Origin of the sequence: Streptomyces cyaneofuscatus (assembly GCF_042718795.1) — a bacterium.
GTDB classification, from domain to species: domain Bacteria; phylum Actinomycetota; class Actinomycetes; order Streptomycetales; family Streptomycetaceae; genus Streptomyces; species Streptomyces cyaneofuscatus_A.
In genome coordinates this window covers 1-25,336 of record NZ_JBHXOX010000012.1, presented here as the reverse complement: position 1 = coordinate 25,336, position 25,336 = coordinate 1, and the positions used below count along the sequence as shown (strand labels likewise).

General features: G+C 71.0%; 15 protein-coding genes, 1 tRNA gene and 1 rRNA gene. 4 read left to right on the top strand and 13 right to left on the bottom strand.

The features are described 5' to 3' along the window. The first annotated feature begins 26 nt into the window (after positions 1–26). The 3 genes from ACFWRT_RS15675 to ACFWRT_RS15665 all read left to right on the top strand — a co-directional run bounded on the left by ACFWRT_RS15675 (position 27) and on the right by ACFWRT_RS15665 (position 6,496). Positions 27–4,748, top strand: a complete 4,722-nt coding sequence (locus ACFWRT_RS15675) for an Lhr family helicase (RefSeq protein ID WP_380949905.1) — start codon at positions 27–29, stop codon at positions 4,746–4,748. Between the two features lie 63 nt (positions 4,749–4,811). Beyond that, entirely contained in the window at positions 4,812–5,690 is an 879-nt protein-coding gene (locus tag ACFWRT_RS15670) for an Fpg/Nei family DNA glycosylase (RefSeq protein WP_380949906.1), read from the top strand. A 32-nt stretch (positions 5,691–5,722) separates the two neighbouring features. Beyond that, the gene (locus ACFWRT_RS15665; RefSeq protein WP_380949907.1) at positions 5,723–6,496 is read left to right on the top strand and encodes an SDR family NAD(P)-dependent oxidoreductase; all 774 of its coding nucleotides are present in this window, start codon (positions 5,723–5,725) and stop codon (positions 6,494–6,496) included. Here ACFWRT_RS15665 and ACFWRT_RS15660 read toward each other — a convergent pair. The 11 genes from ACFWRT_RS15660 to ACFWRT_RS15610 all read right to left on the bottom strand — a co-directional run bounded on the left by ACFWRT_RS15660 (position 6,444) and on the right by ACFWRT_RS15610 (position 21,916). Next, complete coding sequence (locus ACFWRT_RS15660; RefSeq protein ID WP_380949908.1) at positions 6,444–6,731, bottom strand: hypothetical protein; 288 nt, start codon at positions 6,729–6,731, stop codon at positions 6,444–6,446. The two genes, ACFWRT_RS15665 and ACFWRT_RS15660, sit on opposite strands and share 53 nt — an antisense overlap. A gap of 166 nt (positions 6,732–6,897) precedes the next feature. Further along, a complete protein-coding gene (locus tag ACFWRT_RS15655) occupies positions 6,898–7,068 on the bottom strand; it encodes a CsbD family protein (RefSeq protein WP_076968953.1) in 171 nt (56 codons plus the stop codon). Positions 7,069–7,104: 36 nt separating this feature from the next. Further along, positions 7,105–7,575: a Dps family protein gene (locus ACFWRT_RS15650; RefSeq protein ID WP_380949909.1), complete on the bottom strand. Its 471-nt coding sequence runs from the start codon at positions 7,573–7,575 to the stop codon at positions 7,105–7,107. A gap of 291 nt (positions 7,576–7,866) precedes the next feature. Then, positions 7,867–8,250, bottom strand: a complete 384-nt coding sequence (locus ACFWRT_RS15645) for a helix-turn-helix domain-containing protein (RefSeq protein ID WP_003965837.1) — start codon at positions 8,248–8,250, stop codon at positions 7,867–7,869. A gap of 94 nt (positions 8,251–8,344) precedes the next feature. Next, positions 8,345–8,905, bottom strand: a complete 561-nt coding sequence (locus ACFWRT_RS15640; RefSeq protein WP_380949910.1) for a CinA family protein — start codon at positions 8,903–8,905, stop codon at positions 8,345–8,347. Beyond that, positions 8,902–9,765, bottom strand: coding sequence for a CDP-diacylglycerol--glycerol-3-phosphate 3-phosphatidyltransferase (pgsA, locus tag ACFWRT_RS15635; RefSeq protein ID WP_380949911.1), 864 nt, complete (start codon positions 9,763–9,765; stop codon positions 8,902–8,904). Before pgsA ends, ACFWRT_RS15640 begins: the two co-directional genes overlap by 4 nt. Beyond that, positions 9,762–11,246 (bottom strand): 30S ribosomal protein S12 methylthiotransferase RimO, encoded by a 1,485-nt coding sequence (rimO, locus tag ACFWRT_RS15630; protein WP_380949912.1) that lies wholly within the window; start codon positions 11,244–11,246, stop codon positions 9,762–9,764. Before rimO ends, pgsA begins: the two co-directional genes overlap by 4 nt. A gap of 157 nt (positions 11,247–11,403) precedes the next feature. Next, positions 11,404–12,207 carry a helix-turn-helix domain-containing protein gene (locus ACFWRT_RS15625; protein ID WP_380949913.1) on the bottom strand — a complete coding sequence of 268 codons (804 nt, stop codon included), beginning with the start codon at positions 12,205–12,207 and terminating at the stop codon, positions 11,404–11,406. Positions 12,208–12,515: 308 nt separating this feature from the next. Beyond that, positions 12,516–15,350, bottom strand: a complete 2,835-nt coding sequence (locus tag ACFWRT_RS15620) for a DNA translocase FtsK (protein WP_380949914.1) — start codon at positions 15,348–15,350, stop codon at positions 12,516–12,518. Between the two features lie 205 nt (positions 15,351–15,555). Then, the gene (locus ACFWRT_RS15615) at positions 15,556–16,239 is read right to left on the bottom strand and encodes a response regulator (protein WP_380949915.1); all 684 of its coding nucleotides are present in this window, start codon (positions 16,237–16,239) and stop codon (positions 15,556–15,558) included. A gap of 244 nt (positions 16,240–16,483) precedes the next feature. Continuing rightward, positions 16,484–21,916 (bottom strand): HAMP domain-containing protein, encoded by a 5,433-nt coding sequence (locus ACFWRT_RS15610; protein ID WP_380949916.1) that lies wholly within the window; start codon positions 21,914–21,916, stop codon positions 16,484–16,486. Between the two features lie 400 nt (positions 21,917–22,316). Between ACFWRT_RS15610 and ACFWRT_RS15605 the strand changes: the two genes are divergently transcribed. Then, on the top strand, positions 22,317–24,944 hold the full coding sequence (locus ACFWRT_RS15605) for a SpoIIE family protein phosphatase (RefSeq protein WP_380949917.1): 2,628 nt from the start codon (positions 22,317–22,319) through the stop codon (positions 24,942–24,944). A gap of 60 nt (positions 24,945–25,004) precedes the next feature. Here ACFWRT_RS15605 and ACFWRT_RS15600 read toward each other — a convergent pair. Together ACFWRT_RS15600 and rrf are read right to left on the bottom strand one after the other, a co-directional pair. After that, a tRNA-Thr gene (locus ACFWRT_RS15600) sits at positions 25,005–25,077 on the bottom strand. Positions 25,078–25,265: 188 nt separating this feature from the next. After that, positions 25,266–25,336: ribosomal RNA gene (rrf, locus tag ACFWRT_RS37640) — 5S ribosomal RNA — on the bottom strand; the annotation flags it as partial.

The following is a 25,336-nucleotide window of genomic DNA, read 5'->3' as shown; positions in this document are numbered from 1 at the left end:
CAGTGGCGGGGTGCACGATGGGGGACATGACCGGCTCCGCTCTCGACGCCTTCTCGCCCGCGACCCGCAGCTGGTTCGCCGGTGCCTTCAGCGCGCCCACCGCCGCGCAGGAGGGTGCCTGGCGCGCCATCGGCGAAGGCAGCGATGTGCTGGTGGTCGCACCGACCGGCTCCGGCAAGACGCTGGCCGCCTTCCTCGCCTCGCTGGACCGGCTGGCCGCCGGTCCGCCGCCCGCCGAGGCGAAGAAGCGCTGCCGCGTGCTGTACGTGTCCCCGCTCAAGGCGCTGGCGGTCGACGTGGAGCGCAACCTGCGCTCGCCGCTGACCGGCATCCGCCAGGAGTCGGTGCGGCTCGGCCTGCCCGAGCCGGAGGTGCGGGTGGGCATCCGGTCCGGTGACACCCCGCCCGCCGAGCGGCGCTCGATGGTGTCCCGGCCGCCGGACATCCTGATCACCACACCCGAATCGCTGTTCCTGATGCTCACGTCCTCCGCCCGGGACGCGCTCGCGGGCGTCGAGACGGTGATCCTGGACGAGGTGCACGCGGTCGCCGGTACGAAGCGCGGCGCCCATCTCGCGCTCTCCCTGGAGCGCCTGGACGAGCTGCTGCCCCGGCCCGCCCGCCGGATCGGGCTTTCCGCGACGGTCCGGCCGGTCGACGAGGTCGCCCGGTTCCTGTCGCCGCAGCGCAAGGTGGAGATCGTCCAGCCGCCGTCCACCAAGGAGTTCGACCTCTCGGTGGTCGTCCCGGTCGAGGACCTGGGCGAGCTGGGCGGCTCCCCCGCCACCGACGGGGACGCCGCGCAGGCGGAGAAGCCCTCGATCTGGCCGCATGTCGAGGAGCGCATCGCCGACCTCGTCCAGTCGCACCGCTCCACCATCGTCTTCGCCAACTCGCGCCGGCTGGCGGAGCGCCTGTGCAACCGGCTCAACGAGATCGCGTACGAACGGGCCACCGGCACCGCCTTCGACCCGGACAACCCGGACAGGCCCGCCCTCGATCTGCCGGAAGTCGCCGCCCTGCCGGAGGCGCACGCCCCCGCCGAGGTCATGGCCCAGTCCGGCGCCGGCCGCGGCGCCCCCGCCCTGCTGGCCCGCGCCCACCACGGGTCGGTCTCCAAGGAGCAGCGGGCCCAGGTGGAGGAGGACCTGAAGGCCGGGAGGCTGCCAGCCGTGGTGGCCACCTCCAGCCTGGAGCTCGGCATCGACATGGGCGCGGTCGACCTGGTGGTCCAGGTCGAGTCCCCGCCCTCCGTCGCCTCCGGCCTCCAGCGGGTCGGCCGGGCCGGGCACCAGGTGGGTGCGGTCTCCACCGGCGTCGTCTTCCCGAAGTACCGCGGCGACCTGGTGCAGGCCGCCGTCGTCACCGAGCGGATGCGGACCGGGGCGATCGAGGCGCTCCGCATCCCGTCCAACCCGCTGGACGTCCTGGCCCAGCAGTTGGTCGCCATGGTGGCGCTGGACAGCTGGCAGGCGGACGACCTGCTGGCCCTGGTCCGCCGGGCCGCCCCCTTCGCCTCGCTCCCCGAGTCGGCGTTCACCGCCGTCCTCGACATGCTCGCCGGACGCTATCCCTCCGACGCCTTCGCGGAGCTGCGCCCCCGGGTCGTCTGGGACCGGATCGGCGGTACGGTCACGGGCCGCCCGGGCGCGCAGCGGCTCGCCGTCACCTCGGGCGGCACCATTCCGGACCGCGGCCTCTTCGGGGTCTTCCTGGCCGGCGCGGACCCGAAGAAGGGCGGCGGCCGGGTCGGCGAGCTGGACGAGGAGATGGTCTACGAGTCCCGCGTCGGCGATGTCTTCACCCTGGGCACCACGTCCTGGCGGATCGAGGACATCACCCGCGACCGGGTCCTCGTCTCCCCCGCCCCCGGCGTCCCGGGAAGGCTGCCGTTCTGGAAGGGCGACCAACTGGGCCGCCCCCTGGAGCTCGGCCGCGCCCTGGGGGCGTTCCTCCGCGAGATCGGCGGGCTCTCCGAGGAGGACGCCCGGCTCCGGCTGCTCGCCGCCGGGCTCGATGCCTGGGCGGCGGACAACATCCTGGCCTACCTGGACGAGCAGCGCCGGGCCTGCGGCCATGTCCCGGACGACCGGACGATCCTGGTCGAGCGGTTCCGCGACGAGCTGGGCGACTGGCGGGTCGTCGTGCACTCCCCCTTCGGCGCCCAGGTGCACGCCCCCTGGGCGCTCGCGCTCTCCGCCCGCCTCGGTGAGCGGTACGGGATGGACGCCCAGGTCATGCACGCCGACGACGGGATCGTGCTGCGGCTCCCCGACGCGGACATGATGGGCTTGGACCTGCTCGACTTCGACGCCCCGCCCACCGGGGACGCGCCGGACGCGGCGAACGACCGACCGGCCCCGCAGCCTTTCTCGTACGACAGCGAGCAGCCCCCGGTCGGCGCCACCGATGTGGTCTTCGACCAGGGCGAGGTGCAGCAGATCGTCACCGACCAGGTCGGTGGCTCCGCCCTGTTCGCCGCCCGTTTCCGGGAGTGCGCTGCCCGCGCCCTGCTGCTGCCCCGCCGCTCCCCCGGCAAGCGCACCCCGCTCTGGCAGCAGCGCCAGCGCGCCTCGCAACTGCTCCAGGTGGCCTCCGAGTTCGGTTCGTTCCCGATCGTCCTGGAAGCCGTCCGCGAGTGCCTCCAGGACGTCTTCGACGTCCCCGGGCTCACCGAACTGATGGGTGACCTGGAAGCGCGCCGGGTCCGCCTGGTCGAGGTCACCACCCAGGAGCCCTCCCCGTTCGCCCGCTCCCTCCTCTTCGGATACGTCGCCCAGTTCCTGTACGAGGGCGACTCACCGCTCGCCGAGCGGCGGGCCGCCGCGCTCTCCCTGGACTCCCACCTCCTGGCCGAGCTGCTGGGCCAGGCGGAGCTGCGCGAGCTGCTCGACCCCGAGGTCCTCACCGAGCTGGAGCAGGAGCTCCAGTGGCTCACCGAGGACCGCCGGATCAAGGACGTCGAAGGGGTCGCGGATCTGCTGCGCGTCCTCGGCCCCCTGACCGACGCCGAGCTGGCCGAGCGGGGCGCCGACCCCTCCTGGGCACCGGAGTTGGCCACGACCCGCCGGGCCATCCAGGTCCGGATCGCCGGGGCGGACCACTGGGCGGCGATCGAGGACGCGGGGAGGCTGCGGGACGCCCTGGGCACCGCGCTGCCGGTCGGTGTCCCCGAGGCGTTCACCGAGCCGGTGAAGGACCCCCTCGGCGACCTCCTCGCCCGCTTCGCCCGGACGCACGGCCCGTTCACCGCCGCCCGGGCCGCCGAGCGGTTCGGCCTCGGCACAGCGGTCACGGACGGCGCGCTGCAACGGCTGGCCGCCTCCGGCCGTACCGTCCAGGGCGAGTTCCACCCGGCGGGCATCGGCCAGGAGTGGTGCGACGCCACGGTGCTGCGCCGGCTCCGCCGCCGTTCGCTGGCCGCGCTCCGCCAGGAGCTGGAGCCGGTGGAGCCCGCCGCACTCGCCTCCTTCCTCCCCCAGTGGCAGCACTTCGGCTCCCACCGCCTGCGGTCCATCGACGGGCTGGCCCGTGCCGTCGAACAGCTCCAGGGAGCACCCGTCCCCGCCTCGGCCCTGGAGAAGCTGATCCTGCCGAGCCGGGTCATGGGGTACACCCCGGCGATGCTCGACGAGCTGACGACGACAGGCGAGATCGTCTGGGCCGGAGCGGGAGCACTGCCCGGCAAGGACGGCTGGCTCTCCCTCTACCCCGCCGACAGCGCACCCCTGCTCCTGCCCGCCCCGCACCCCCTGGAGCTGTCTGCCCTCCACGAGTCCCTGCTCACCACCCTCTCCGGCGGATACGGCCTCTTCTTCCGGCAGATCGCCGACCAGGTCCGGGCCACCACCCACCCGGACGCCTCCGACCAGCAGCTCGCCGACGCCCTCTGGGAGCTGGCCTGGTCCGGGCGGCTCACCAACGACACCCTCGCCCCCCTCCGCTCGCTCCTGGGCTCCGGCCGGACAGCGGGCTCCACCGCCCACCGCGCCCGGCGCAACGTGCCCCGAGGGCGGTACGGATCCCTCACCGCAGCCGCCCGCCCCGCCTCCCGCACCGGCCCCCCGACGGTCTCGGGCCGCTGGTCCCTGCTCCCCCCGCGCGAACCGGAGCCGACCCACCGCGCCCACGCCCTGGCCCGCACCCTCCTCGACCGGCACGGCGTGGTCACCCGCGGCGCGGTGCAGGCCGAAGGGGTGGAGGGCGGCTTCTCCGCGACGTACCGCATCCTGGCCGCCTTCGAGGACAGCGGCCAGGCCCGGCGGGGCTATGTGGTCGAGGGTCTTGGAGCCGCCCAGTTCGCGATGGACGGGGCGGTGGACCGGTTGCGCGCGGCCGCCACGGCCCGCGACCGCCGGGACCCGGGCACCGCCCCTCAGGCCCTGGTGCTCGCCGCCGCCGACCCGGCCAACGCGTACGGCGCCGCCCTGCCCTGGCCGGAGTCCCCGGACGGCGCCGGGCACAAGCCGGGCCGCAAGGCGGGGGCCCTGGTGGTCCTCGTCGACGGCGAGCTCACGCTCTACATGGAGCGCGGCGGCAAGTCCCTGCTCGCCTGGCCCACCGACCCCGAGTCCCCGGCGCTCCTGGCGGCCGCCGAGGCCCTGGCCACCTCCGCCCGCGCCGGAGCGCTCGGCACCGTGACGGTGGAGCGGACCAACGGGGCCTCCTCCCTCACCTCACCCCTGGGCCGGACCCTGGAAGCGGCCGGGTTCCTCGCCACCCCGAAAGGCCTGCGCCTGAGGGCGTGAGGGCCGGAGAACCTGACCCGCCAGGCGGCAGCCAGGCGGGCCGGCCGGGCCCATCATGGAGGTATGCCCGAAGGAGACACCGTCCTGCAGACCGCCGCCCGGCTGCACGCAGCCCTGGCGGGGCGGGTCCTGACCCACGCCGACCTGCGCGTCCCCCGGTTCGCCACCGCCGACCTCAGCGGCCGCACCGTCCTCGACGTCACCGCGCGCGGCAAGCACCTGCTGACCCGGGTCGAAGGCGGGCTGACCCTGCACAGCCACCTCCGGATGGACGGGGCCTGGCGGATCTACGCACCGGGCGAGCGCTGGCGCGGCGGCCCCGGCCACCAGATCCGCGCGGTCCTGGCCAACACCGACCACACCGCCGTCGGCTACCGCCTCCCCGTCCTCGAACTGCTCCGCACCAGCGAGGAGGGCAAAGCCGTCGGCCATCTCGGGCCGGACCTGCTGGGCCCGGACTGGAACCTCGACCGTGCCGTCGAAAACCTCCTCGCCGCCCCGGACCGCCCCCTCGGCGAAGCCCTCCTGGACCAGCGCAACCTCGCGGGCATCGGCAATGTCTACAAGTGCGAGCTGTGCTTCCTGGCCCGCGTCACGCCCTGGCTCCCCGTGGGCGCCCTCCCCGACGGAACCCTCCCCCGGCTGGTCGCCCTCGCCCACCGCGTCCTCGACGCCAACCGCGACCGCCCCACCCGCACGACCACCATCCGAGCCGAACGCCGCCCCCGCCCGAGCACCCCGCCCCCCACACCCACCGGAAGGCCGCTCCCGCCCCTCCGGGTGCAGGACCCCCTCTACGTCTACGGCCGGGGAGGCCGCCCCTGCCTGCGCTGCGGCACCCCGATCCGGAAGATCGACCAGGAGGACCGGCCCACGTACTGGTGCCCGGCCTGCCAATCGGGCCCGACGCCCTGCACAGCACCAGGCCCGCACACTAGTTGACGCCCCGTCAGATTCAGTCGTACGGTCCCGTCATGCCCCTCTCCGCGTACGCCGCGTACGACCTCACGGGCCGCTCCGCATTCGTCACCGGCGCCGCCGGCGGTATCGGCCGGGCGAGCGCCGTGCTGCTGGCCGAGGCCGGAGCCACGGTCCACTGCGCCGACCGCGACGAGACCGGCCTGCGGAGGACGTACGAGGTGATCACGAGCGCGGGCGGCGCGGCCCGCACCCACCCGCTCGACGTCACCGACCGGGACGGGGTCCGCGCGGCCGTCCGGTCGGCGGGAGAGATCGACACCCTGGTCGCCGTGGCCGGGATCATGCACACCAGCAGCGTCCTGGAGACAGAGGACGCGGACCTGGACCGGGTACTGGCGGTCAATTTCAGGGGGGTGCTGTACGCCTGCCAGGAGGTGGCCCGCACCATGATCGCCCGCTCCGCGCCCGGTTCGCTGATCACGATGGCGTCCGGCGCCGTGGACTCCGCGAGCGCGGGCCTGCTCTGCTACAGCGTGGCGAAGGCGGCCGTCGTCCAGCTCACCAAGACGCTCGCCACCGAGCTGGGCCCGTACGCCATACGGGTGAACGCGGTGGCCCCGGGCTGGATCCGTACACCGATGACCGACCGGCACGGAGCCGGACAGCAGCAACGGACAGAAGCCACGATGGCCCGGATCTCGCCCCTGGGCCGGGTCGGCGAACCTGAGGACGTCGCCCACACCGTGCTGCACCTGGCATCCGACGCGTCGGCCTTCATGACCGGCCAGATCCTCCGCCCGAACGGCGGCGTCGCCATGCCCTGGTGAGCCCGGCCACAAGCCGCCCCGGAGCCGGCCCACCCCCCGACGGTCGCTCCGAGAACGCCCCCGAAAGCCCCGACACCCCCGACGCCACGTGGACCGGCAGCAGGCTCAGCCCCCAGCCCCCCGCCGCCACCGCCCCCTCCACCGCACCGGCCTGCTCCGGCTGCAGCACCAGCCGCAGCACCGCCCACCACCACAACCCCCCGAGGATCAGCGCCGGTATCCACCGCCGTATCATCGCTGCCCTCCTGCGGCCGACGTCCTTTCGGGCAGTTTCCCTTGGCAGCGACCCCGCTGCATCCAGAACGGACGACCGAAGGGGCGCCCTGCCCGCAAACCCCGAGTGCCCCCGCCGATGACCGGCGGGGGCACTGGGGGCAGGGGGCGCGAGGCGCCGACGGCCGCTACTTGTCGTCGCGGAGCGAGTCCGTGACGCCCTTCGCGCGGTCGCCGGCCTCGTCGACCTTGTCCTTGGCCGAGGCCTTGGCCTGGTCGGCCTTGCCTTCGGACTCCTTGCGGCGGTCGCCGGTCAGCTTGCCGACGGCCTCCTTGCCCTTGCCCTTGAGCTTGTCCATGGCGTTGTCACCGGTCACGATGTCGATTCCTTCCGCTCAGGCACTTTCGGCCTGGAACATCCAGGCGTGCTTCTCGAGTTCTGCGGTCAGTGCGATCAGGATGTCCTGGGTGACGGGATCCGGCGCGTCGGTCACCTCGATGCGCTCCCGCATCCGGCCGATCACCACACCCAGGGCGTCGACGAGCGCCTTCACGGCGTCGGTGTCCTTGATCCAGCCCTCGGAGACGGGCCGGATGGCGGTCTCCTTGGCGACGGTCGCGGAGCGGCCGTCCGGGTTGACGCCGATCGCGGAGGCTCGCTCGGCGACCGTGTCGGAGTGCTGCCGGGCCGTGGCCACCACGTCGTCGAGCTGGAGGTGTACGGACCGGAAACGCGGGCCGACCACGTTCCAGTGGATCTGCTTCGCCACGAGGGAGAGGTCGACCAGGTCGACCAGCGCGCCTTGCAGCGCTTCTCCGACGAGCTTGAGATCACTCTCGGACAGCGGGCTCTTCACCACAGACATGCACAACTCCCATCCGTCAGGCGTACTGCTGACCGTCGTCAGGCGTTTCGCTGACCGTTTCGGCGCACCACTCACGATGGCACAAAAGAAACAAAACAGTCATGTTGGCCTCAACCTCCGTCTGCCCGCTTCCTCGCGCCTCACACACCAAAGCGGCACACAAAAGCGACACACGAAAGCGGCACACGAAGGCTGCGCCGCAAAGAGACAGACGAACGCCGCATACGCGAAAGTCCCGGCCGACCCCTGTGGGGCCGACCGGGACTCCGGTCGAGCACTGTGCCGCGCGGATCAGGCGGCGACGACGTCCACCGCTTCCGCGGGCGCCTTGATGGTCACCCGTCCTGACGGCACTCCTGCGACCGACGAGACGGAGACGGAATTGAGCATGGGACGAACCGGTACTGGGACCGGATCACTGGCAGCTGCCGACTCGGCCAACTCGGCGAGCGAGAGCTCGTCGCTCACTTCTCGCATGAGCTCGGACATCCGTACGTCAAGCGCGTCGCAAATCGCGGAGAGCAGCTCGGAGGATGCCTCCTTCTGCCCCCGCTCCACCTCGGACAGATAACCGAGCGAGACCCGGGCGGACGAGGAGACTTCGCGCAGAGTACGGCCTTGGCGCTGGCGCTGCCGACGCAGCACGTCACCCAGCAGGCGACGGAGCAGAATCATCGGTGGCTCCCTCCTCGGACCGCGTAGCCGCATCCTTCACGCCCTACCGTACCGCCTTGCGCTGCGGCCGTGCGGGGAGCGATGTCGTGTTCACTCAGGGCTGCAAACATCCATTCCCCCCGATCTGTTCCGTATCCTGTGCCCGCGCATTCTCTCCGAGTTCGCCGGCCAGCAGATCGAGGGCGCTTCGCACACTCTCTCTACGGATGTCCGCCCTGGAACCATTCAATCGCAGAGCGGACACTTTCTCGACGCCGGAAGGTCCCGCGACGGCCACGTAGACCGTCCCGACGGGCTGCCCGTCCTGCGGTTCCGGGCCCGCGACTCCGGTCGTGGAGACGCCCCAGTCCGCGCCCAGGGCACGGCGCACCCCGGCCGCCATCTGCCGCGCGACCTCGGGATCGACCGCCCCGCGCTCCGCCAGGAGGGTCCCGTCCACGCCGAGGATCTCGCCCTTGAGGGCCGTGGCGTACACCGTGACCGATCCCCGGAAGGACCGGGAGGCACCGGGTACGGAGGTGAGTTCGGCCGCCACCAGGCCGCCTGTCAGCGATTCGGCGACGGCGAGCGTCTCACCGCGCTCCACGAGCAGCTCCAGCGCCCGGGCAGCGGCGGCGGGGGCGGCAGCGGCGGCAGCGGCGGCAGCGGCTGTCACCGCTCGGCCTCCGCGCCGTCCCGCGCACGCACGGCGGGCTCCACAGCCGTCGAACCACCGGACACCCGCACGGCCGCACCAGGAGCACCGGCATCCGTCACACCGGAAGCACCGGCGTCCACAACACGGGCACCGGTACCAGCACTGGCACCGGCGCCGGCGCCAGGAGACCCGGCCGCCTCGTTCAGCGCCTCAGCGGTCCGGCCCACGGCGGCCCGCTCGGCGGCGATGCTCCTGCGGCGCAGGACGACGGCCTGGCGTACGTAGTCGAGACCGGTGACGACCGTCAGGACGACGGCCACCATCATCATCCAGAAGCGCAGGGTGGCCAGGGGTCCGGTGAGCACCAGGACGTACATCCCGGCCGCCGTCCCCTGCGCCAGGGTCTTGAGCTTGCCGCCTCTGCTGGCCGGGATCACCGCGTGCCGGATCACCCAGAACCGCATCAGCGTGATGCCCAGCTCACGGGCGAGGATCACCCCGGTGATCCACCACGGCAGATCGCCCAGGATCGACAGCGAGATCAGCGCGGCACCCATGATCGCTTTGTCCGCGATCGGGTCGGCGATCTTCCCGAAGTCGGTGACCAGGTTGTACGCCCGCGCCAGATGACCGTCGAACAGGTCGGTGATCATGGCGACGGCGAAGGCCGCCCAGGCGAAGGAGCGCCAGACCGGGTCGTACCCGCCGTTGTGGAACAGCAGCAGCACGAAGCCGGGGACGAGCAGCAGCCGCACCATGGTCAGGATGTTGGCGATGTTCCAGAGGCTGGCCTGGTTGACGGCCGCGGTGCCCAGCTTGCCGCCGCGGACCGGCTTCGCGCCGGGACCGCCTGCCGCGGATGCCGGGGCTCCCGTCATCTGGCCGCCTCCGCAAGCTCGTGGTGTTCGGCCACCAGGTCGACGCCCTCGGTGCCCACTGCCTTTGCCTCGACCATAAGGCCCGGCACGAGTCCCTCGCGTGTGGTGAAGACCACCTGGCCGTCCGTTTCCGGAGCCTGGTGAGCGGCGCGGCCGACCGCGACCTCGCCGTCCTCGTCCGACTCGACGGACTCCACGAGCACCTGGAGGGTCTCGCCGACGCGCTCCTCGGCCCGCTGCGAGGTCAGCTCCTCGGCAAGCTGGGAGATGTGGGCGAGCCGCTCCGCGATGGTGTCGGCGTCCAGCTTGTTCGCGTAGCCGACCGCCTCGGTGCCCTCCTCGTCGGAGTAGCCGAAGACGCCGATGGCGTCGAGACGGGCGCCGGTGAGGAAGCGTTCCAGCTCGGCGAGGTCGGCCTCGGTCTCACCGGGGAACCCGACGATGAAGTTGGACCGGGCGCCGGCCTCGGGGGCCTTGGACCGGATGGTGTCCAGGAGCTCCAGGAAGCGGTCGGTGTCGCCGAAGCGGCGCATCGTGCGCAGCACGCTCGGGGAGGAGTGCTGGAAGGAGAGGTCGAAGTACGGGGCGACCTTCGGCGTCGAGGTGAGGACGTCGATGAGACCGGGGCGCATCTCGGCGGGCTGGAGGTAGCTGACGCGGATGCGCTCGATGCCGTCCACGTCGGCCAGCTCGGGCAGCAGGGTCTCCAGGAGGCGGATGTCGCCGAGGTCCTTGCCGTACGAGGTGTTGTTCTCGGAGACGAGCATGACCTCCTTGACGCCCTGCTCGGCCAGCCAGCGGGTCTCCTGGAGCACGTCCGAGGGACGGCGGGAGATGAAGGAGCCGCGGAAGGAGGGGATGGCGCAGAAGGAGCAGCGGCGGTCGCAGCCGGAGGCGAGCTTCACCGAGGCTACGGGGCTGGTGCCGAGCCGGCGGCGCAGCGGTGCGCGCGGCCCGGAGACCGGAGCGACACCTTCCGGGAGGTCCGCGGGCGCGGGGGCGGGTTCGGCCTCCTGGGCGTGCCCTGGCAGGGACACCGCCGCGGACTGCCGCTCGGCGGGGCTGATGGGGAGCAGCTTGCGGCGGTCGCGCGGGGTGTGCGAGGCGTGGATGCCGCCGTTGAGGATGGTCTGGAGCCGGTCAGAGATGTCGGCGTAGTCGTCGAATCCGAGGACGCCGTCCGCCTCCGGCAGGGCCTCTGCGAGGTCCTTGCCGTAACGCTCGGCCATGCAGCCGACGGCGACGACGGCCTGGGTGCGGCCGTGGTCCTTGAGATCGTTGGCTTCGAGCAGGGCGTCGACGGAGTCCTTCTTGGCGGCTTCGACGAACCCACAGGTGTTGACGACTGCGACATCCGCGTCCGAGGCGTCCTCGACGAGGTCCCAGCCGTCCGCTGCCAAGCGGCCTGCAAGCTCCTCCGAGTCCACCTCGTTACGGGCGCAGCCAAGAGTGACAAGGGCGACGGTACGGCGTTCGGGCATGGACTCAAGACTACTTCGTCCCGGTGGCCCTCCCGCCGAGCAGGGTTGCCTGCGCTCTCTTCTGCTACGGGGAGTAACAGGCGGAAAGCCCGCCGGGAACGCCGACGGGCGCCCGGCACGAGGCCGGACGCCCGTCGAAGGGATGGGAGGCGCGGGGTCAGCCGGCCTCGGGGTCACCCTTGGTGTACGTGAGCCGCTCGACCTGACCCGGCTCGAAACGGTCCTGGAGCTGCTTCCCGTTCACGAAGAGCTCGATCGCCCCGGCGTTGCCGAGGACGAGGTCGATGCGCTCCTTGTCCTGGAAGGTCTTGGACTCACCTTCGAGCAGCAGCCCGTCGAAGAGCAGCCGGCCGTTGTGGTCCTTGACGGAGATCCAGCTCTTGCCCTGGCTCGCGTCGAGCTTGACCGTCACCTTGTCCCGGGGGGCGGCGGCGATGGCACTCTCGGACGGCACGGGCTTGGGGGCAGCCGGCTTGGTGGTGGTGGGTTTGGCCGCGGTCTTGTCGGGCTTGGAGCCCTCCGCGACCTGGGCGGTGTTCGAGGGCTTGTCGTCGCCGCCGTTGAAGAAGGTGAAGCCGACGAAGCCGATGACGGCGACGATGGCCGCGACCATGGCCGCGGTCCAGTTGGGCCGCCGCGGTTCGGAACGGATGCGCTCCGCTTCGAACAGCGGAGCCGCGGGGGTCGGTGCGGGACGGCCGCCGTGGTCGGCGTCGAAACGCTCGACCAGGGGTTCCGGGTCGATGCCGACGGCACGGGCGATGTTGCGGATGTGGCCGCGTGCGTAGACGTCGCCGCCACAGCGCGAGAAGTCGTCCTCCTCGATCGCGTGCACGATGGGGATGCGCACCCGGGTGGAGCTGCTGACTTCCTCGACCGTCAGACCTGCGGCGATACGAGCCTGCTGAAGGGCACGACCGATCGAAGGCCGGTCGTCTTCGGGGGAGTTGCCGATGGACACGGGGGCGCCTTTCGAGCGTGAGCCACCTGCTGGATGTTCAGTCTAGGGGGGGTACGAAAGGGAGGGGCAACCGGGAGGGACGGCTTTGTACGCCATCGGGTTCGCCGGACGGCCCCGGGGACCGCTCCACGGACGGAGCGGGGACGGGACCGTGCCCCGATCGAGGACTGGGCAACCTGGAGTGGGCCGAACAGGGTGGGGGACAACGGGCTGGGCGGGAGGGAGGAGCATCGTTCCTCCCCTCCCTCCAACTTGACGTACGACCGCACGAAACGGTTGCCCACGAAACCTTTACGGGTGGATTACCCCTACGGAGCGGATTCCCCCCGGATGACGGCCAACACCCCGTCGAGCTCGTCCGGTTTCACCATGACGTCGCGCGCCTTGGATCCCTCGCTGGGGCCGACGATGTTCCGGGACTCCATCAGGTCCATCAGCCGCCCCGCCTTCGCGAAGCCGACCCGCAGCTTGCGCTGGAGCATCGAGGTGGACCCGAACTGGGTGGAGACGACCAGCTCGGCGGCTTGGCAGAGCAGGTCCAGGTCGTCGCCGATGTCCTCGTCGATCTCCTTCTTCTGCTTCGTACCCACCACGACGTCGTCCCGGAAGACCGGGGCCATCTGGTCCTTGCAGTGCTGGACGACGGCCGCGACCTCGTCCTCGGTGACGAAGGCGCCCTGCATACGGGTGGGCTTGTTGGCGCCCATCGGGAGGAAGAGCCCGTCGCCCTTGCCGATGAGCTTCTCCGCGCCGGGCTGGTCGAGGATGACCCGGCTGTCGGCGAGGGAGGAGGTGGCGAAGGCGAGCCGGGAGGGCACGTTCGCCTTGATCAGACCGGTCACCACGTCGACCGAGGGGCGCTGCGTGGCGAGCACCAGGTGGATTCCGGCGGCGCGGGCCAGCTGGGTGATGCGGACGATGGAGTCCTCGACGTCGCGCGGGGCGACCATCATCAGGTCGGCCAGCTCGTCGACGATCACCAGGAGGTACGGGTACGGGGACAGCTCCCGCTCGCTGCCCTCGGGCGTCTTGCACTTGCCGGTGCGCACGGCGTGGTTGAAGTCGTCGATGTGCCGGTAGCCGAAGGCGGCCAGGTCGTCGTAGCGCAGGTCCATCTCCCGCACGACCCACTGGAGCGCCTCGGCGGCCTTCTTGGGGTTGGTGATGATCGGCGTGATCAGGTGCGGGATGCCCTCGTACGCGGTGAGCTCGACGCGCTTGGGGTCGACGAGGACCATCCGGACGTCCTCCGGGGTGGCGCGCACCATGATCGAGGTGATCAGGCAGTTGATGCAGGAGGACTTACCCGATCCGGTGGCGCCTGCGACCAGGACGTGCGGCATTTTCGCCAGGTTGGCCATCTCGTAGCCGCCCTCGACGTTCTTGCCGAGCGCCACCAGCATGGGGTGGTCGTCCTCGGCCGCGTCCGCGAGGCGCAGCACGTCGCCGAGGTTGACCATCTCCCGGTCGGAGTTGGGGATCTCGATGCCGACGGCGGACTTGCCGGGGATCGGCGAGATGATCCGTACGTCCGGACTGGCGACGGCGTACGCGATGTTCTTGGCGAGCGCCGTGATCTTCTCGACCTTCACGGCGGGGCCGAGCTCGATCTCGTACCGGGTGACCGTCGGCCCCCGGGTGAAGCCGGTGACGACGGCGTCGACCTTGAACTCGGTGAACACGTTGGTCAGCGAGGCGACGACGGCGTCGTTGGCGGCGCTGCGGGTCTTGCCGGGGCCGCCGCGCTCCAGCAGGTCGAGGGAGGGCAGCGAGTACGTGATGTCGCCGGAGAGCTGGAGCTGCTCGGCGCGGGCGGGCAGGTCCCCGGTCCGCTCGGGGGCGGGCTTGGTCAGATCCGGTACGCCGCCGGGGTCGACGGGCCCGGAGGCGGAAGCCCCCGCCGTGCCCGCATCCCCCCGGCCCTGGCCCGCTCCTGCCCGGTCCTTGCCCGCGCCGCCGTGCTGTCCGGCCTCCCGCGCTCCGGGCACGGGCGTGGAGCCGGTACGGTCCCGGTCCCCCGAGACGCCCTGGGTCAGGTCGGCGACGACCGGCGAGGGCGAAATGCCGTTGAGCACGGCGCCGTCGAGCGCGGCGGCCGCGGCCGCGGCGACGTCCACCGCGTCCAGGGGCCGGTTCATGGCGGGCTGAGCGGCGGGCCGGCGGGGCCGCCTGCGCTTGGTGAGCGCGTCGGCCTCGGCATGGTCGTGGTCGTAGACGGCGTCGTCGGCGTCCGGGGCCTGCCGGCGTCCGGAGCCGCGCCGCGTCCCGGCGGGCAGCGCCTCGCGCCACTGCTCGTCGTAGCGCTCGTCGTCCTCGTACACCTCGCCGGGCTCGTACGCCGGTTCCACGATGCCGAGGCGGACGCCGAGCTGCCGCAGCCGGCGCGGGATGGCGTTGACCGGGGTCGCGGTGACGACGAGCAGGCCGAAGACGGTGAGCAGGACGAGCAGCGGTACGGCGAGGACCTCGCCCATCATGAAGATCAGCGGCTTCGACGCGGCCCAGCCCACCAGCCCGCCCGCGTCCTGCATCGCCTCCGTGCCGTCCTCGCGGCCCGGCGACCCGCAGGCGATGTGGACCTGGCCGAGGATGCCCACGACGAGGGCGGAGAGCCCGATGACGATCCGGCCGTTGGCGTCGGGACGCTCCGGATACAGGATGAGCCGCACGGCCATGGCACCGAGCAGTATCGGCGCGAGCAGATCGAGCCGGCCGAACGCCCCGGTCACCAGCATCTCCACCAGGTCGCCGACCGGCCCCTGGAGGTTGGACCAGGTGCCCGCGGCGACGATCAGCGCGAGGCCGAGGAGCAGGAGTGCGAGGCCGTCCTTGCGGTGGGCGGGGTCAAGTCCCTTCGCACCGCGCCCTATGGAGCGGAACACCGCGCCGACGCCGTGGGCCGTGCCGAGCCAGACGGCGCGCACCAGCCGGTAGACGCCGTTGGTGGGGGACGGTGCGGGTCTGGGCGCGGGCCTCTTGGCCGCCGCCTTCCTCGCGGGTGCCCTCTTCGCGGGCGCGGTCGACTTCTTGGGGGCGGTCTTCCTGGCGGGCGCGGCTTTCTTCGCCGGCCCCGGTGTACGGCCGACGCGCTTCGCGGTGCCCGCCGTGCCCTGGGAACCCTTGCCGGACGTACGTGAGGCCATGGTGCCGAGGTTACCGTTGTCGACGTCCGTGAACACGTTCGCCTACCAGTTCACTCGACCGTGTCGCCTCCGGATGACCGGGAACTGACGCGCTCTCATGACGAGGAGCCCTCCGCGCACGGGCCCGATCCACCCCTGATCCGTGGATCCGTACGGAAAAGACTTGGTTCTGACGGGAAGCCCTGGTTCTGACGGGCGGAAGGCCCTACTGCTGAGCGGGCAGGATTCCGGCGCCGCCGCCCGTGCCCGGCTCCAGCGCGTCGAGCGCGCGGCGCAGGCCGGTCAGCTTCCGTTCGAGATGGGCCGCCGTGGCGACGGCCGCGGCGTCGGCGGACTCGTCGTCGAGCTGCTTGGAGAGGGCTTCCGCCTGCTCCTCGACCGCCGCGAGCCGCGCGGAGAGTTCGGCCAGCAGACCGGCCGGCTCCTTCTCGTGCTCGCCGCCCGTGTGGCCGTCGCCCTCCAACTGGAGCCGCAGGAGCGCTGCCTGCTCGCGGAGCTTGCAGTTCTTCATGTACAGCTCGACGAAGACCGAGACCTTCGCTCGCAGCACCCACGGGTCGAACGGCTTGGAGATGTAGTCCACCGCGCCGGCCGCATACCCCCGGAAGGTGTGGTGCGGGCCGTGGTTGATCGCGGTGAGGAAGATGATCGGGATGTCCCGCGTCCGCTCCCGCCGCTTGATGTGGGCGGCGGTCTCGAAACCGTCCATGCCCGGCATCTGGACGTCCAGCAGAATTACCGCGAAGTCGTCCGTCAGCAGCGCCTTGAGCGCCTCCTCCCCTGACGATGCCCGCACCAGTGTCTGATCGAGCGCAGAGAGGATGGCCTCCAGCGCCAGCAGATTCTCCGGCCGGTCATCGACCAGGAGGATCTTGGCCTTCTGCACCATGGCCCGTCCTCCTCGCCCCGGAAATGCACCGGGTGCCGCCCCAGAGGACGACTCCCTTACGCCGTCCGTCCTTGTGCCGGTCATGGTAGCCGCACCCCGCCCGTCACCACACCCTGTCACCGCGATGTCACTGTGCACATACCGCAAACGCGGTGGGAGACCAGAAGGTTCCCCGGATACAGGGCGTTCACACCCGTTCGCGCACAGCCGATCAACAACTCACGCCGATTCGCTCAGCATTCCATCACTCTCCGTGCATCCACTGCTCCATCACCGCCAGCAGATGATCAGGATCGACCGGCTTCGTCACATAGTCGGAAGCCCCGCAGTCGATCGCCTTCTCCCGGTCGCCCTTCATCGCCTTCGCGGTGAGCGCGACGATCGGTAGCCCGGCGAACTGCGGCATCCGCCGGATCGCGGTCGTGGTCGCGTACCCGTCCATCTCGGGCATCATGATGTCCATCAGCACGACCGTCACATCGTCGTGCTGCTCCAGGACTTCGATCCCCTCGCGGCCGTTCTCCGCGTACAGCACGGCGAGACCGTGCTGCTCCAGCACGCTGGTGAGCGCGAAGACGTTACGGATGTCGTCGTCGACGATGAGCACCTTCTCCCCGCGGAACCGGAACGTCCGCCGGGGCGCCGGAGCCTCCTCCGTACCGGCCGGGCTGCCCTGCACCCACTCCTCCTGCGGGGCGCTCTCGCCGACCGGCCGCCCGGCGGGCAGTGCGGGCCGTCGGGCGGCGTCCCCGAGGGCCTTGCGCCGCCGCCGGAACACCCCGGCGGAGTTGGCCGGATCGCCGAACGGGGCGGAGTCACCGCCCTGCGGAGCCTGCCCGTTCTCGGACCCGCCGCCCAGCCCCTCGCTCGAACCGGAACCCACCTGCGGGTAGCCCTGGGGCGGCAGTTCGGCGCGGTGCAGCGGCAGGTACAGCGTGAAGGTGGAGCCCCGGCCCGGCTCGCTCGCCGCGTGGATCTCGCCGCCGAGCAGCCGCGCGATCTCCCGGCTGATGGAGAGGCCGAGGCCCGTACCGCCGTACTTGCGGCTCGTCGTCCCGTCCGCCTGCTTGAACGCCTCGAAGATCACCAGCATCTTGCTGGAGGCGATCCCGATCCCGGTGTCGGTGACCGAGAACGCGATCAGATCGGCGTCCGCGTCCCGCAGCGAGCCCGCCTCCAGCAGGTGCTCCCGGATCGCGTTCGGCACATCGGCGCCGGCCGGCCGGATCACCAGCTCCACCGCACCGGTATCGGTGAACTTCACCGCGTTGGAGAGCAGGTTGCGCAGCACCTGGAGGAGGCGCTGCTCGTCGGTGTGAAGCGTCGCGGGAAGCTCCGGCGAGACCCGTACGGAGAAGTCGAGCCCCTTCTCCGCGGTGAGCGGGCGGAAGGTCGCCTCCACGTAGTCGACCAGTTGAACCAGGGCGATCCGGGTCGGGCTGACGTCCATCTTGCCCGCCTCGACCTTCGACAGGTCGAGGATGTCGTTGATCAGCTGGAGCAGGTCGGAACCGGCCCCGTGGATCGTCTCGGCGAACTCGACCTGCTTCGGCGAGAGGTTGCCCTCGGCGTTGTCCGCCAGCAACTTGGCGAGGATCAGCAGCGAGTTGAGCGGTGTGCGCAGCTCGTGCGACATGTTCGCCAGGAACTCGGACTTGTAGCGCATCGAGACCGCGAGCTGCTCGGCGCGCTCCTCCAGGACCTGCCGGGCCTCCTCGATCTCGGTGTTCTTGACCTCGATGTCGCGGTTCTGCTGCGCCAGCAGCTCGGCCTTCTCCTCCAGTTCGGCGTTGGACGCCTGGAGGGCCTTCTGCCGGTTCTCCAACTCCTGCGAGCGGTCGCGCAGTTGCTCGGTCAGCTCCTGGGACTGCTCAAGGAGCTTCTCGGTCTTGGTGTTGACGCTGATCGTGTTGACGCTCGTCGCGATCATCTCGGCGAGCTGGTTGAGGAAGTCCCGCTGGATGTGCGTGAACGGCTGGAACGAGGCCAGTTCGATCACACCGAGGACCTTGCCCTCGAAGAGCACCGGCAGCACGATCACATGCGCGGGCGGCGCCTCGCCGAGCCCGGAGGAGATCTTCAGGTAGCCCGGCGGAACGTTGTCGACCTGGATGGTCCGCTTCTCCTCGGCCGCCGTCCCGATGAGCGTCTCACCGGGCCGGAACGAGGTCGGCATCGACCCGGCGGAGTAGCCGTAACTCCCCCGCATCCGCAGCTCGTACGCGTTGTCGTCGGCGTTGTCCGGACCCACCTCGTCCGAGTCGCCCGGGGACATGGCCAGGAAGAACGCGCCGTGCTGCGCCGAGACCACCGGCGTCAGCTCGCTCATGATCAGCGAGGCCACGTCGTCCAGATCGCGGCGGCCCTGCATCAGGCCGGAGATCCGGGCCAGGTTGCCCTTCAGCCAGTCCTGCTCCTTGTTGGCGAGGGTGGTGTCGCGCAGGTTGGCGATCATCGTGTTGATGTTGTCCTGGAGGACCTGGATCTCGCCGGCCGCGTCCACGTCGATCTTCAGGTTCAGATCGCCGCGGGTCACCGCCGTGGCGACGGCCGCGATGGCGCGCACCTGACGGGTCAGGTTCCCGGCCATCTCGTTCACCGACTCGGTGAGGTCGCGCCAGGTGCCGTCCACGTCCCGGACCCGCGCCTGACCGCCCAGTTGCCCTTCCGTGCCCACCTCGCGGGCGACCCGGGTCACCTGGTCGGCGAACGAGGAGAGCTGGTCGACCATCGTGTTGATGGTGTTCTTCAGCTCCAGGATCTCGCCCCGGGCGTCGATGTCGATCTTCTTGGTCAGGTCGCCCTTGGCGATGGCCGTGGTGACCGTGGCGATCTGCCGCACCTGGCCGGTCAGGTTGGAGGCCATCGAGTTCACGGACTCGGTGAGGTCCTTCCACGTCCCCGAGACTCCCGGCACCCGGGCCTGACCGCCCAGCTCACCTTCCGTACCCACCTCGCGGGCCACGCGCGTGACCTCGTCCGCGAAGGAGGACAGCGTCGTCACCATGGTGTTGACGGTGTCGGCCAGCTCCGCGACCTCGCCGCGCGCCTCCACGGTGACCTTCTTCGTCAGGTCACCGTTGGCGACCGCGGAGGAGACCCGGGAGATGTTCCGTACCTGGCTGGTCAGGTTGTTGGCCATCAGGTTGACGTTGTCGCTGAGGTCCTTCCAGATGCCGGTCGCCCCGCGCACCCGCGCCTGGCCGCCGAGGATGCCCTCGGTACCCACCTCGCGGGCCACACGCGTGACCTCGTCCGCGAAGTTGAGGAGCTGGTCGACCATCGTGTTGACGGTAGTGACCAGTTCGAGGATCTCGCCCTTGGCGTCCACGGTGATCTTCTTGGAGAGGTCGCCCTTGGCGACCGCGGTGGTGACCTCGGCGATGTTACGGACCTGGAGGGTCAGGTTGTTCGCCATGCCGTTGACGGACTGGGTGAGGTCCTTCCACGTACCGGACACGCCCTGCACCTCGGCCTGACCGCCGAGGATGCCCTCCGTGCCCACCTCGCGGGCGACCCGCGTCACCTGCTCGGCGAAGTTGGAGAGCTGGTCCACCATCGTGTTGAGGGTGTTCTTCAGTTCCAGGATCTCGCCGCGCGCGTCCACGTCGATCTTCTGCGACAGGTCACCGCGCGCCACCGCCGTGGCGACCTGCGCGATGTTACGGACCTGGGCGGTGAGGTTGCCCGCCATGCCGTTCACCGAGTCGGTGAGATCGCGCCACACTCCGGCCACACCGGGCACCTGCGCCTGGCCGCCCAGCCGGCCGTCCGTACCCACCTCACGGGCGACGCGGGTCACCTGGTCGGCGAAGGCCGAGAGCTGGTCCACCATCGTGTTGATCGTGTTCTTGAGCTCCAGGATCTCGCCCCGGGCATCCACGTCGATCTTCTGCGACAGGTCACCCCGGGCCACCGCCGTCGTCACCTGGGCGATCTGCCGCACCTGGGAGGTGAGGTTCCCGGCCATGAAGTTGACGGAGTCCGTCAGCTCCTTCCACGTACCCGAGACGCCGTCCACCCGTGCCTGACCGCCGAGGCGGCCCTCGGTACCCACGTCCCGGGCCATCCGCGTCACCTGGTCGGCGAAGCTGGAGAGCTGCGCCACCATCGTGTTGACGGTGTTCTTCAGCTCCAGCATCTCCCCGGCCACGTCCACGGTGACCTTCTGCGACAGGTCACCGTTGGCGACCGCCGTGGTCACCTGGGCGATGTCCCGGACCTGGCCGGTCAGGTTACGGAAGGCGGTGTTCACCGAATCGGTGAGGTCCTTCCAGGTCCCCGCGGCGCCCGGCACCTCGGCCTGACCGCCGAGCCGGCCCTCGACGCCGACCTCCCGCGCGACGCGCGTCACCTCGGAACCGAACGACTGGAGCTGGTCCACCATCGTGTTGACGGTGTTCTTCAGCTCCAGCATCTCCCCGGCCACGTCGACCGTGACCTTCTGCGACATGTCGCCACTGGCCACCGCCGTCGTCACCTGAGCGATGTCCCGCACCTGCGTGGTCAGGTTCCGGAAGACCGTGTTCACCGAATCGGTGAGGTCCTTCCACGTCCCCGCCGCGCCCGGCACCTGCGCCTGGCCACCGAGGAGCCCCTCGCCACCGACCTCGCTCGCCACACGTGTCACTTCGTCCGCGAAGGTGCGCAGCGTCTCGGTCATCTGGTTGATCGTCTCGGCGAGCTGGGCGACCTCGCCGCGCGCGCTCACCGTGACCTTCTGCGTCAGGTCACCGCTGGCGACCGCCGTCGTCACCTCGGCGATCCCGCGCACCTGGGAGGTGAGGTTGCCCGCCATCGTGTTGACGGAATCCGTGAGGTCCTTCCAGACCCCGGCCACGCCCGGCACGGTCGCCTGACCGCCCAGCTCTCCTTCCGTACCCACCTCACGGGCGACGCGCGTCACCTCGGAGGAGAACGAGGACAACTGGTCGACCATCGTGTTGACGGTGTTCTTCAGCTGGAGCATCTCGCCGGCCACATGGACGGTGACCTTCCGCGACAGATCGCCCTTGGCGACCGCCGTCGTCACCAGCGCGATGTCCCGTACCTGGGCGGTGAGGCGGTACGCCATGGTGTTGACGGAGTCCGTCAGGTCCTTCCAGGACCCGGACATCCCGCGCACCTGCGCCTGGCCCCCGAGCTTGCCCTCGGTGCCCACCTCGACCGCGACCCGGGTCACCTGCTCGGTGAAGACCGAGAGCTGGTCGACGAGGTTGTTGACCGTACGCGCGACCTTCAGGAACTCGCCGCGCAGCGGCCGTACCGTCTCGTCCGTCGTGTGCGACCGCAGCTCCATCCGCTGCTCCAGGTCACCGTCGGCGACCGCCGACAGCACCCGGCCCACCTCGGAGACCGGTCGCGCGAGATCGTCGACGAGCTCGTTGGAGGCGTCGATCGCGGCCGCCCAGGAGCCCTCGCAGGCGCCCGTCTCCAGCCGCTCGGTCAGCTTGCCCTCACGCCCGACCACCCGCCGCACCCGCGCCAGCTCACCCGTGAGGTGGAGATTGCGGTCGGCGACCTCGTTGAAGACCGCCGCGATCTCCGTCATCACGCCGTCGCCGGAGACGGTGAGCCGCCTGCGGAAATTGCCGTCGCGCATCGCCGCGAGTCCCGCCAGCAGTCTGTTCAGAGCTGCCGCGTCGACCTCGACGGTGCCATTGCGCTGCTTTTTCACGGACTGCCCGCCTTTTGTACGCGTTTCTGAACCCCGCGCCGCCACGCCAGACTCCACCGTGTCCCTCCCGCAGGGGTTGACCGTTTCGCTCGGGCCTATCCGGAAGCTTGCCCAGCTCCACTGTGGACCACCGCCACGGCACACCGTCAACGGGTGGCCGGGCGGACGTCAAATCGTTGCAACGTACCAGGCCGGAACAGGTCGGCGGGCAACCTCCCCCGCTTGCACCCCATCCCTCCTACCGGAAGACATACTCGTGCGCCCGCGCACAACTGCTGCGGCGTCCTGTCCCGATCTCGGCCCTCGTGTACCCGGCACCCTGGAGATACGTCTAGCCTGGCAAGCGAATCGAAGCGGCGAGAAACGGGCACAGGACTCGGGGAAGCGACGAGACACCAATATGGGGAGTGCTGTGATCACCGCGCGCGCGGCCGCCACCTTCGAACCGGTCGGGCGCTCGGTCGCGACCGCCCGCGCCTTTGTCCGGGACACCCTCCAGGGGTGGGGATACAACGATGTCGTCGACGACGCCGTCGTCCTCACCAGCGAGCTCGTCACCAACGCCGTGGTCCACGCGGGGACGGCGGCCGATGTCCTCTGCCTCCGTACCGAGGACGGCGTACGCGTCGAGGTCGCCGACCACTATCCGGAGCGTGAGGTCCCGCTCCAGAGCAGCGGACTCGACTTCGGCTCCCCGGACCGCGAGAACGGCCGGGGCCTGCTGCTCTGCGCCGCCCTGGCCTCCCGCTGGGGCGTCGAATACACCCCCACCCGCAAACATGTCTGGTTTCAGCTGGACCTCCCCGAGCGCCCGGTCGGCATCCGGTCCGCCGGACCGCTCCTGCCTACCGCGCTACTGCCCGTGGCGGACCAGCGTGTACGGGTCGCCGTCGTCCAGATCGACCACTCCGGCTCGATCGCCGCATGGAACGACGACGCGGCCTTCCTCTTCGGCCACGGGGCGGACGAGGTGTCCGGCAAGCAGCTCACCGACTTCGTGGCCTGGCCGCACACGCCCGGCACCAACACCGGCATCGCGGACGCCCTGCGCCTCTCCCGCTGGGAGGGCAGCTACGGAATCCGCTGCGCCGACGGCCGCGTCACCCCCGTCTACGCCTCGCACCTGCGGGTCCGCGACACCGACGGCGAACCGTCCACGGTCTGTCTCCTCGTCCGCGACCACGAACGCGCGGTCCTCCAGTCCCCGGTGCGCGCCCCGGTCTCCGACTCCTCGTCCGAGAGCCGCTCCACGGACCCGTTCGAGGTCTTCATCGGCTCCCCCGCCCCCGACGACCTGGACGGCCTGCTCCAGCGGACGGTGGAGCGCGCCCGCGACATGCTCGACGCCGACGCGGCCTTCCTCCTGCTCGCCACCGACGACGAGACGGAGCTGGAGGTCCGCGCCACGACGGGCCTGCCCTCGGCCCGCCAGCGCTTCGCGAGAGTCCCCGTCGAAGCCGGAACAGGACGGTACGGCTCCGCCCGGATGCCGGCCGTCCACGAGGACCTCACCGCCGTCCCCGGCGCCGTCCCGCTGCTCACCGACACCGGGATGCGCTCGGTCGTCACGGTCCCGCTGAAGGTCGAGGGCCGCCTGACGGGCTCCCTGGGCGTCGCGGCCGAGGCCTCGGGCCGCTACTCGAACGAGGAGGCCCTGCGCCTCCAGTTCGCCGCCGACCGCATCGCGCTGGCGGTGGAGTCCGCGCGCCTCGGCGAGCTGGAACGGCTGCGCCGCGGCTCCCTCTCCTTCCTGGTCGAGGCCTCCGACCTGCTGGCCGGCACGCTCGACCGGGACCAGACGCTGGCGCTGATGGCCCAGATGACGGTCCCGACCCTGGCCACCTGGTGCGCGGTCTACACGATCGCGGACCAGTCCTCGGACCCGTACCTCTCGTACGTGCTCCACGAGGACGAGGACCTCATCGACGGCCTCAAGGCCCTGCTCTCCAAGATCGCCCCGCCCGACCCGGTCCCGACGCCGGGCGCCCGCATCTGGGCGGCCCCTTCGGAGGCCGGTCACCGCGCGGCGCTGTCCACCTCCGCCCGCAGCCTGGCCCATGACGCCCCGCTGAGCATGTCGACGGCCACCCGCACCATCCTCGCCACGGCCCAGGCGGTCGGCGGCGAGACGGTGGTGCTGCCGCTGGTCGCCCGCAACCGCGTGATCGGCATGCTGACGCTCGGGAAGCCCTCGGACGACCACTTCCGCCAGGAGATCCTGGAACTGGCCGAAGACCTCTCCCGCCGGGCTGCCCTGGCCTTGGACAACGCCCGCCTGTACTCGGAGCGCATGGCCATCAGCCAGTCCCTCCAGCGCAGCCTGCTGCCCCCGGGCCTCCCCGACGTCCCGAACGTCGAGATCGAAGTCATCTACCGCGCCGCGGGCGAGGGCAACGAGGTAGGCGGAGACTTCTACGACGTCTTCCCGATCCACGACGGTGCGTACGGCTTCGCCATCGGCGACGTCTGCGGTACGGGCCCCGAGGCGGCCGCCGTCACGGGCCTCGCCCGCCACGCCCTGCGCCTGCTGGCCAAGGAGGGCTTCCCCGGTCCGGCGGTCCTGGAGCGCCTCAACGCGGCGATCCTCGACGAGGGCGCCCGCAGCCGCTTCCTGACCCTCCTGTACGGCGAGCTGTGGCCCCAGGAGGACGGCAGCGCCCTCCTGAAGGTGGTCTGCGCCGGCCACCCGCTGCCGCTCCGCCTGCGCCAGGACGGCTCCGTGGAGCCGGCGGCCGAACCGCAGCCCCTGCTCGGCGTCCTGGAGGACCTGGAGCTGTACGAGCAGGAGGTCACCCTGAACCCGGGCGACGTCCTTCTCTGCGTCACCGACGGCGTCACCGAACGCCGCGAGGGCACCCGCATGCTCGGCGACGACGGCCTCGCGGACGTCCTGTCGACCTGTACGGGCCTGACGGCCGGAGCGGTCGCCGCACGCATCCTGCGAGCCGTGGAGCGCTTCGCCGCAGAACCGGCCTCGGACGACATGGCCATCCTGGCCATGCGCGTCCCGGAGCCACCCCGCGCCTGATGTGAGACCACAAACGCGAGAGGCCCCCGCCAGTGGCGGGGGCCTCTCGCTTTCTCTCTGAGCCCCAATGCGGAATCGAACCGCAGACCTTCTCCTTACCATGGAGACGCTCTACCGACTGAGCTATTGGGGCCTCGCTGCGCTGTGGCAACGAGGTAAACCATACACGGGATCCGAGGATGTTCATAATCCCGGCCGGCACGAGTTTGCGAGCCTGAGGGCCCTGCGGTCGGCCGGTCGAAAGGGGCAAGGGGCCGGCGTCCGGGCCTGGAACGCAGAAAAGCCCCGCACCATACAGTGCGGGGCTTTCCCGGAAAAATTGTTCGGCGGCGTCCTACTCTCCCACAGGGTCCCCCCTGCAGTACCATCGGCGCTGAAAGGCTTAGCTTCCG

Coding starts and splice junctions, on each gene's coding strand:
- ACFWRT_RS15675 (WP_380949905.1), top strand. CDS start 27: ATGACCGGCTCCGCTCTCGACGCCTTCTCGCCCGCGACCCGCAGCTGG.
- ACFWRT_RS15670 (WP_380949906.1), top strand. CDS start 4,812: ATGCCCGAAGGAGACACCGTCCTGCAGACCGCCGCCCGGCTGCACGCA.
- ACFWRT_RS15665 (WP_380949907.1), top strand. CDS start 5,723: ATGCCCCTCTCCGCGTACGCCGCGTACGACCTCACGGGCCGCTCCGCA.
- ACFWRT_RS15660 (WP_380949908.1), bottom strand. CDS start 6,731: ATGATACGGCGGTGGATACCGGCGCTGATCCTCGGGGGGTTGTGGTGG.
- ACFWRT_RS15655 (WP_076968953.1), bottom strand. CDS start 7,068: ATGGACAAGCTCAAGGGCAAGGGCAAGGAGGCCGTCGGCAAGCTGACC.
- ACFWRT_RS15650 (WP_380949909.1), bottom strand. CDS start 7,575: ATGTCTGTGGTGAAGAGCCCGCTGTCCGAGAGTGATCTCAAGCTCGTC.
- ACFWRT_RS15645 (WP_003965837.1), bottom strand. CDS start 8,250: ATGATTCTGCTCCGTCGCCTGCTGGGTGACGTGCTGCGTCGGCAGCGC.
- pgsA (WP_380949911.1), bottom strand. CDS start 9,765: ATGACGGGAGCCCCGGCATCCGCGGCAGGCGGTCCCGGCGCGAAGCCG.
- rimO (WP_380949912.1), bottom strand. CDS start 11,246: ATGCCCGAACGCCGTACCGTCGCCCTTGTCACTCTTGGCTGCGCCCGT.
- ACFWRT_RS15620 (WP_380949914.1), bottom strand. CDS start 15,350: ATGGCCTCACGTACGTCCGGCAAGGGTTCCCAGGGCACGGCGGGCACC.
- ACFWRT_RS15615 (WP_380949915.1), bottom strand. CDS start 16,239: ATGGTGCAGAAGGCCAAGATCCTCCTGGTCGATGACCGGCCGGAGAAT.
- ACFWRT_RS15605 (WP_380949917.1), top strand. CDS start 22,317: ATGGGGAGTGCTGTGATCACCGCGCGCGCGGCCGCCACCTTCGAACCG.